Annotated in this window: 9 protein-coding genes; 3 read left to right on the plus strand and 6 right to left on the minus strand. The window is 29.0% G+C overall.

What is annotated here, in order from left to right:
* Positions 1 to 990: GGDEF domain-containing protein (locus AC30RD_RS04850; RefSeq protein WP_489493178.1), on the plus strand; the 990-nt coding region annotated here is incomplete at its 5' end.
* A complete protein-coding gene (locus AC30RD_RS04855) occupies positions 987 to 2,552 on the plus strand; it encodes an ABC1 kinase family protein (RefSeq protein ID WP_489493179.1) in 1,566 nt (521 codons plus the stop codon). The genes AC30RD_RS04850 and AC30RD_RS04855, both read left to right, overlap by 4 nt.
* A gap of 8 nt (positions 2,553 to 2,560) precedes the next feature.
* Here the strand turns inward: AC30RD_RS04855 and AC30RD_RS04860 are convergent, their stop codons facing one another.
* Entirely contained in the window at positions 2,561 to 3,070 is a 510-nt protein-coding gene (locus AC30RD_RS04860) for a ferritin-like domain-containing protein (protein WP_489493180.1), read from the minus strand.
* Between the two features lie 215 nt (positions 3,071 to 3,285).
* Between AC30RD_RS04860 and AC30RD_RS04865 the strand changes: the two genes are divergently transcribed.
* A complete protein-coding gene (locus AC30RD_RS04865; protein ID WP_489493181.1) occupies positions 3,286 to 3,702 on the plus strand; it encodes a Fur family transcriptional regulator in 417 nt (138 codons plus the stop codon).
* Here AC30RD_RS04865 and xth read toward each other — a convergent pair.
* The 5 genes from xth to AC30RD_RS04890 form a co-directional block, all read right to left on the minus strand.
* Entirely contained in the window at positions 3,699 to 4,478 is a 780-nt protein-coding gene (gene xth, locus AC30RD_RS04870) for an exodeoxyribonuclease III (RefSeq protein WP_489493182.1), read from the minus strand. The genes AC30RD_RS04865 and xth overlap by 4 nt on opposite strands.
* Entirely contained in the window at positions 4,475 to 5,671 is a 1,197-nt protein-coding gene (locus AC30RD_RS04875; protein WP_489493183.1) for an NAD(P)/FAD-dependent oxidoreductase, read from the minus strand. The genes xth and AC30RD_RS04875 overlap by 4 nt, the downstream gene beginning before the upstream one ends.
* Positions 5,668 to 5,850 (minus strand): hypothetical protein, encoded by a 183-nt coding sequence (locus AC30RD_RS04880; RefSeq protein WP_489493184.1) that lies wholly within the window; start codon positions 5,848 to 5,850, stop codon positions 5,668 to 5,670. Before AC30RD_RS04880 ends, AC30RD_RS04875 begins: the two co-directional genes overlap by 4 nt.
* A complete protein-coding gene (locus AC30RD_RS04885; RefSeq protein WP_489493185.1) occupies positions 5,850 to 6,329 on the minus strand; it encodes a SixA phosphatase family protein in 480 nt (159 codons plus the stop codon). Before AC30RD_RS04885 ends, AC30RD_RS04880 begins: the two co-directional genes overlap by 1 nt.
* 95 nt (positions 6,330 to 6,424) lie before the next feature.
* On the minus strand, positions 6,425 to 7,185 hold a 761-nt coding region (locus tag AC30RD_RS04890; RefSeq protein ID WP_489493186.1), incomplete at its 5' end, for a hypothetical protein.

A 7,185-nucleotide genomic window follows, 5' to 3' on the forward strand; every position in this document is an offset into this window, starting at 1 on the left:
GAATTTCCTTTAATGCTTGAAAAAGACGGAATTTATTTGGCAAGAGCCGCAATTGCTATGAACGATGATAAAGCTTTAATATTTGCAGGAAACGTTCCAGAGGGTTCTACAGTTAGGTTTGGTTTTGGAAACTCTTTGGTTATTTTGGATACCGCTGGGAAACTTATAAAAAACGAGGTTTTCAAAAAAAATATAGAGTCTTTATTTATTTTTTCTTGTATTGCAAGAAAGAGATTTTTAGGAAGCTTGGTTAATAATGAGATCAAAGTTTTAGAAAACGTTGCACCAAATATCGGTTTTTTTACATATGGCGAGTTTGCGACTATGAAAAACGGCAAAGAGTTATTAAACGAAAGTTTGACTCTTGTTGCTGCTACGGAAAAAAAAGATGGAAAAAAAGAGTTTGATCTATTTGATATAGATTACGGAGAAGAAAATAGTTCCATTAGAGCTATAAACGCGTTGATAAAACTCGTAGAAAAAACTACAAAAGAGTTGGAAGCGGAAAAAAGCATATTAATTGAACAGGTTAAAAAGGATGGATTAACAGGATTGTTAAATAAAAATAGTTTTTTTTCTTTAATAAAAAAACATATAGAGTTTTCGGATTTTGCGTTAATAATACTGGATTTGGATAATTTTAAAGATATAAGCGATACCAAAGGGCATATGATAGGAGATTCCGTTTTAAAAGACGTGGCAAATATACTTCTTTCATGTACAAGAAAAAATGATATTGTGGGTAGATTTGGAGGGGAAGAGTTTATTATAGCTTTGATTAACGCAAACGAGAAAGAGGCTTTGGAAAAGGCTGAAAAAATAAGGAAGAAAATAGAAAGTTTAAGTAAAAAATATAATTTTAAAATTAGTGCAAGTTTTGGAATAACGATTAAAAAAACCAGCGACGATTTGACGAGTTTATTGGAAAGAGCCGATGAAGCTTTATATTTTTCCAAAAGAAACGGAAAAAATAAAACAACTATTTTATGATTAAAGTAAGAGCCAATTTTTTGAAAAAACAGTTTTTTATAAAAAGAGTTTATAAAATTTTTATACTTTTGCTAACATTTTTTCTTTTAATAAAAAGAAAAGAGTCTTTTTTTGGTTTTAAACCTTTGCCTCCAAAAAAATTAAAATCCACAATAACATCTCTTGGTGCTAGCTTTATAAAACTTGCTCAGGTTTTAGCTACAAGAGCAGATTTTTTTAGCGAAGACTATCTTGATCAGTTAAAATCTTTGCATGATGAACTACCTCCTATGAGAGATGAAGAGTTTATCCAAGTGTTTAATAAAAGTTTTGCGAAAAAAGATATATTTAAAAAATTTGATAAAAAGCCCATAGCAAGCGCATCTATAGGTCAAGTTCATATAGCCTATTTAAAAAGTGGCGAAAAAGTTGCCGTTAAATTAAGAAGATTAAATATCCAAAAGCAAGTTAAAAAAGATATTTTTATTTTAAGACTATTAAATAACATTTTTAAACCTCTATTTTCACAATATACAAAAAACTCTTTGGAAGCTGTAATTGTAGAATTTTCCAATATGATAATGCAGGAAGTGAGTTTAAAAAAAGAGTTAAAAAATTTAAAAAAGTTTTCTAAAACTTACTCCTATTGCGATGTTTTTTTTCCAAAGCCTTATGAAGAGTATTGTAGTGATGATGCGTTGGTTATGAGTTACATGGAGGGGGTTAGGTTTGATGATAAGAAAGGATTAAAAAAATTGAGGGTAGATTTTAGACCAATTCTTGATAATTTGATAAATTTTTATGCGGAGCAGATGTTAGTTGTTGGTTTTTTTCATGCAGATCCTCATCCGGGAAATCTTCTTGTAAATAAGGAGGGAAAACTTATACTTTTAGATTTTGGAATGGTAAAAAGAGTAGATTCTGATACGAGAGTAGCCATAATAGAGATGATTAAATCGGCGCACGAGAGAGATTATGAGTTATATATTTCAGCTGCTAAGAGGCTTGGTGTAGTAGCGTACGAAGCTCCAAAAAGCGTAATGGCCGAATTTGTCGAGGAGATGTTTGAGATTTTTAGCGATGAGAGCTTAAGTGCTATAAATATGCAAAAATTAGCTTTTGAAATTCTTGAATCGATGAGAGATCTTCCCTTTAAACTTCCTCAAGAGGCGATATATATTTTGAGAGTTAGTGCGATAATAGAAGGACTTGGGACAACATACATAGAAAATTTTAACGGAATAAAAGATATTTTGCCACTCTTGCAAAAAAATATACCTAGAGCTTTAGGATATAAAGATAATATATTGGAGATGATTTTAGATGAGATAAAAGAGACACCATATCTAATAAAAGATTTTAAAACTACGATAAAGCAAGCTAGTGAAGGCAGTTTAAAAGTTGAGATGTCGCCATATCAACTTGAATGGCTTAAAAAAGAGCTAAAAGAGTATATCAAGCCTTTTTTGATCTCTTTTGGGCTGATGCTTTTTTCTATCTTTTTAATAATTATAGATAAGGATTTAATATTTTTATCAGTATCTATTTTTTTATATGCAATTATAAAAATAGTTTATAGATAGGCAAAAGCCTATCTAAGTTTAAATTGGTCGATAAACTCTTTGATATCTTCAAAAAGAGCCTGTAAATCCTCTTCATGTTCAACTTCATCAGCAAGGATCTGACTTGCTATATCATAAGTTACTATATCTTTTCCCTGTGTGATTTCAGCTATTTTACTATATACCTCTATAGCACACTGTTCGCCTTTTATAGCTTGATCCAAAATATTCAAAACATCTGGATTGGTTGGTGCTTCGTATGCGCAGTTTGCGTATTTAAACCAATCGCTTGGATGTAAAAGAGGCTCTCCCCCAAGCTGCAATATTCTATCGGCTACCATATTTGCGTGTCTTAACTCATCGGCTGCGTGTTGATTTAGTTCGGCTACTACTGAGTCTTTCATAATCCCTTTTATAACTTTTGCTTCTATAAAATATTGATAATAAGCTAACCACTCATCTGCATATGCTTTATTAAGCAAGGCTATAACCTCTTTTGCTTCAATACCCTTTAATATACTTATACCTTTACGTGCCATTTTATCTCCTTTATTTGATTTATCCTTTAGTTATATCTTCGCATCTTTTCGTTACTCTTACAATAACCCCCGACATTAAAGGAAAAAATTTTTCTTTTAATAGATTATTGCATTTAATAACTTAAAAGGATATTAATTAAAGAAAAAAAATTATCATTTGACAAAAATAAAAATTTAGTGTATAAACTAAAACAAAAATATATAGGGGGAATTTTATGAAAGGAATAGATTATTCACAGCTTTTAAAAAAATATGATCTAAAAGCGACGCCTCAAAGGGTTATTTTTTTAAAGGAACTTGAAGATGCTGGACATTTAAGTATTGAAGAGCTTGAAAAAAGAATCAAAAAAACTATTCCAACCATATCTACCGCAACAGTATATAAAAATATAAACGCAATGGTTGAAAAAGGACTCTTAAGCGAAGTCAAAATCCCAAATGGCAAAAACAGATACGAAATAACCAAAGGGCCTCATGCGCATTTTGTTTGTGAAAATTGTGGTGAAATAATAGATCTACATATAGATACTAAATGTTTAGAAAAAGAGATCAAAAATCATCTAATATCTCATATTAGCGTCGCTATAAAAGGTATATGTTCAAATTGTGCTAAAAGCGAAAAAATATCTTAAATTTTAAATTTTGCAATCACGGGTGCGTGATCACTTGGGGTAGGGGATCTTCGTCTTCTAGTCCAAAGATCTACTTCTACGCTTTCTAATTTCTCAAAAAGTTTAGTTGATGTTAAAATATAATCTATTCTCATTCCAAGATCTCTCCAAATGGCTGCGTTTCTGTAGTCCCACCACGTAAAACCATGGCTTTTTGGGTGGAGTTTTCTAAAAGTATCTATAAGTCCTACTTTTAAAAAATCCTCAAATACCTCTCTTTCATCATCCATAAAACCTATTGTTCCTCTTAGCAGCTCGCTATCCCAAACATCGATATCATCCCTGGCTACGTTCATATCACCTACTACACAGATTTGATCATTTTTAAGATCAAAATTTTTACTGATATACTCTTTTAAAAATTTAAAAAAATTAAGTTTATATAAATGTCTCTCGCCCTCTATATCTCCATGAGGAGCATAAATATTTAATATATCTATCCCTTTTATTTTAGCTCTAATAAATCTTTTTTCCTGATCCCAAAACTCGTTATTAAACCCTTTTTGGACATTTTCAAAATCAAATTTTGAGCATATGGCGACTCCGTTATAAGCCTTTTGTCCAAAAACTTCGCATTTAAATCCTATTTTTTCAAAATCTTCATAAGGAAACTCTTTATCAATACATTTTAACTCTTGTAAACATAAAACATCCAATTCTATTTTTTGCGTTAACCATTTTATAATTAAATCTTTTCTGGCTCTTATAGAATTTACGTTAAAGGTTGCTATTTTCATTTGTTGTCTTTTTTGCAAAATTTTAAAGTTTTGAAACCTTGAAAAGCTTTTAATTTTAACGGAATTTTATAATATTCTTCTATAGCTTTTTTTATAAGATAACCTATAAAAGAAGTAATATATAAATTAAAAGGAGTAATTATTAAGGCGAATTTTCCACCAAGAGCTATAGCAAGACCCCTCATTTTGATATTTGCTTTTATAAGATTTTCATTTTTTATTTCTGCTAATATATTTTTTGCAGCAATTACGCCACTTTGTTCAGCGCTTTGTGCTGTTGGGGGGACAGGTTTACCATATCGGTCTGTTAAAAATGCACAATCTCCAATGGCGTAAATGTTATCATAGACTTTAAGATATTCGTTTACGATTAGAAAACCTTTCTTATTTTTTTTAAAATTTAGATTTTTTATCAATGGGGGAGGTTCGATACCTCCAGTAAAAATAGAAAAATCAAATTCAATTTCTTCGTTATTATCTAAAAATAGTTTTTTTTCGTTTATCTCTTTAACATGATGATATATGATCTTAACACCGAGTTTTTCAAGTCTTTTTTTTGCTATATTTTGGGCTTTTTTATCTAAATTTTTTAATATATGTTTTGAGATAAGCGTAATGTTGATGTTACCACAAGATAAAGCGTTGTTTTTTGAATATTGATTGAAGTAATATTTCATTTCCGATGCTATTTCTACGCCACTTAGTCCTCCGCCAATTACGACTATATTGAAGCATTTTTTAGCTATGGAAGGTTCTAATCGATCAAAAAGTTCTTTTTCAAAAAAATGTTTTATGTTTAGTGCGCCTCTTAAACTTTTAACTCCTAAAGAGTATTTGCCTTTTTCTTCAAAGCCTTTTAGAAATTTTGTTACACTACCAATTGCGATAATCAAAAAATCAAACTTATAAATTCCGTTTTTGCAAATTAGTTTTTTTTGCTTTTTATCAATATCTATTGCCTCATCTTGTATGAAGTTAAAATTTTTATCTATTCCTTTAACAAGAGTAGGAAGATATATAAAAGTTTTTTCAAGTGAGATTTTTGAAGCTACCAAATCATAACTTTGAGTTTGAAGATAATGGTAAGTATGCTGATCAATTAAAGTTACTTCTATATTTTTGTGATTCGCAAAAGATTCTAAAGCCTTAATACCTCCATATCCTCCACCTAAGATAATAATTTTAATTTTCATAATTTTTCCTCTTTTTTAATTTCCTCTTTTATTATTTTATTGAAATCTTCGTTTTTAAACTCTTTAGCTTGATTTTTGTTTTTGGGTTTTCTAAATTCAAGATAAGTTCCTAAAAGTCCGACAATAAGTATAAAGGCAAATATAGCAATTTTGCTAATATCACCCGCTTTAAACTCCATTATTTGAGATCCTTTAGGATTTTTGGATATAAAAAAGATCTTAGAGCAAGTTCATTTATGTTTATTCCTTCAAGTTCTATTATAGAAGATTTTTTTACGTTTATATTTAAAAATTTACATCCAAGTAGTTTTGAAATTGTGGTAGAGATATCTGGCTCATGTCCAACAAGAGCAATATTTTCATAATCTTCATACTCTTTTAATAATATCTCCACATCTACTAAGCTAGATCCCGGATTTAAAAGATTTGAGGTAGTATATATTGCATTTGGATAAAACTCTTTTAATATTTGTGCGGTTTGCATAGCCCTAACGGCTTTCGAAGATATGATAATATCAATATCGTAAATTTTTGGAAGTTTTGAAAAAAACTCTTTAGATATTTTTATACCTTTTTGATTAAGGGGTCTTAGCAAATCATCATCATTCCAATCTACTCTATCAACGGCTTTTGCATGCCTAATAAAATATAGCTTCATGGTGTATCCTTTTTTTAAATTATACATAATAAAGGTTAAAATTAAAAATCAAGCAAAGAACTATTTGAAAGTAAATAAAAAAAATTATCAATATACTATTTTAAATAATATATTTTGGGACAGCCGTTTTTAAAATCGATTTTTACATTATTGCCGACACTTTGCCAGCCATATTTTTTTATTCCCAATGGAAGTTTGCAGTTTTTTGGAATAAAAAAGATTATTTCTCCAGGTTTTGTTAATGATAGTATAGTTTTTATATCCTTTTTATTTATTGATAACTCTTCTAATACTTCTTTTACTCCGTTTTTTAAGTCTTTTTCATCGACAATTTCAATAAAACCTACATTTTTTCCGCTTAACAAAGGAATAAAGGCTCCATACAATATCTTTTTTAAAAAAATATTCATTTTTTCTATTTCCTCTTTTGCTATATCGTAAGTTTTTGTATCGGGATAGCTTGTAAAAAATGTTATGAGATAGGGCTTTTCCCATTTTATAGTCCAGTTTGGAAATTGATCTCTTAACTGATTTATTATTTTTTCACTTATCAATTTATAAAGTTCAATATCTTCGCTTTTTTTTGTCTTGTTGAGATAATTTAACCAACTATCCCAGGATTTTATAGCATCTTTATTTTTAAAAAAACTATATAAATTTAGCTCGGTTTTTATAAAATCAAATCTTTTTGTTTTATTAATTTTTTTTAGCTTAAAATTGATAGTTAGAAAATTTTCTTTTTTAATATCGATTTTGATGTTATATTTTTCTTCTATTGATCGGATTTTAGACCTATCTGGATATTTTATATCTATTTGAGGCTTATTTAAAATAATAGTAAAATTTTTGATTATAA

This window comes from Nitrosophilus sp. (assembly GCF_982775275.1).

Bases quoted from the DNA above. Each gene is read 5' to 3' on its own strand.
- AC30RD_RS04855 (WP_489493179.1), top strand. From the start codon at position 987: ATGATTAAAGTAAGAGCCAATTTTTTGAAAAAACAGTTTTTTATAAAA.
- AC30RD_RS04860 (WP_489493180.1), bottom strand. From the start codon at position 3,070: ATGGCACGTAAAGGTATAAGTATATTAAAGGGTATTGAAGCAAAAGAG.
- AC30RD_RS04865 (WP_489493181.1), top strand. From the start codon at position 3,286: ATGAAAGGAATAGATTATTCACAGCTTTTAAAAAAATATGATCTAAAA.
- xth (WP_489493182.1), bottom strand. From the start codon at position 4,478: ATGAAAATAGCAACCTTTAACGTAAATTCTATAAGAGCCAGAAAAGAT.
- AC30RD_RS04875 (WP_489493183.1), bottom strand. From the start codon at position 5,671: ATGAAAATTAAAATTATTATCTTAGGTGGAGGATATGGAGGTATTAAG.
- AC30RD_RS04880 (WP_489493184.1), bottom strand. From the start codon at position 5,850: ATGGAGTTTAAAGCGGGTGATATTAGCAAAATTGCTATATTTGCCTTT.
- AC30RD_RS04885 (WP_489493185.1), bottom strand. From the start codon at position 6,329: ATGAAGCTATATTTTATTAGGCATGCAAAAGCCGTTGATAGAGTAGAT.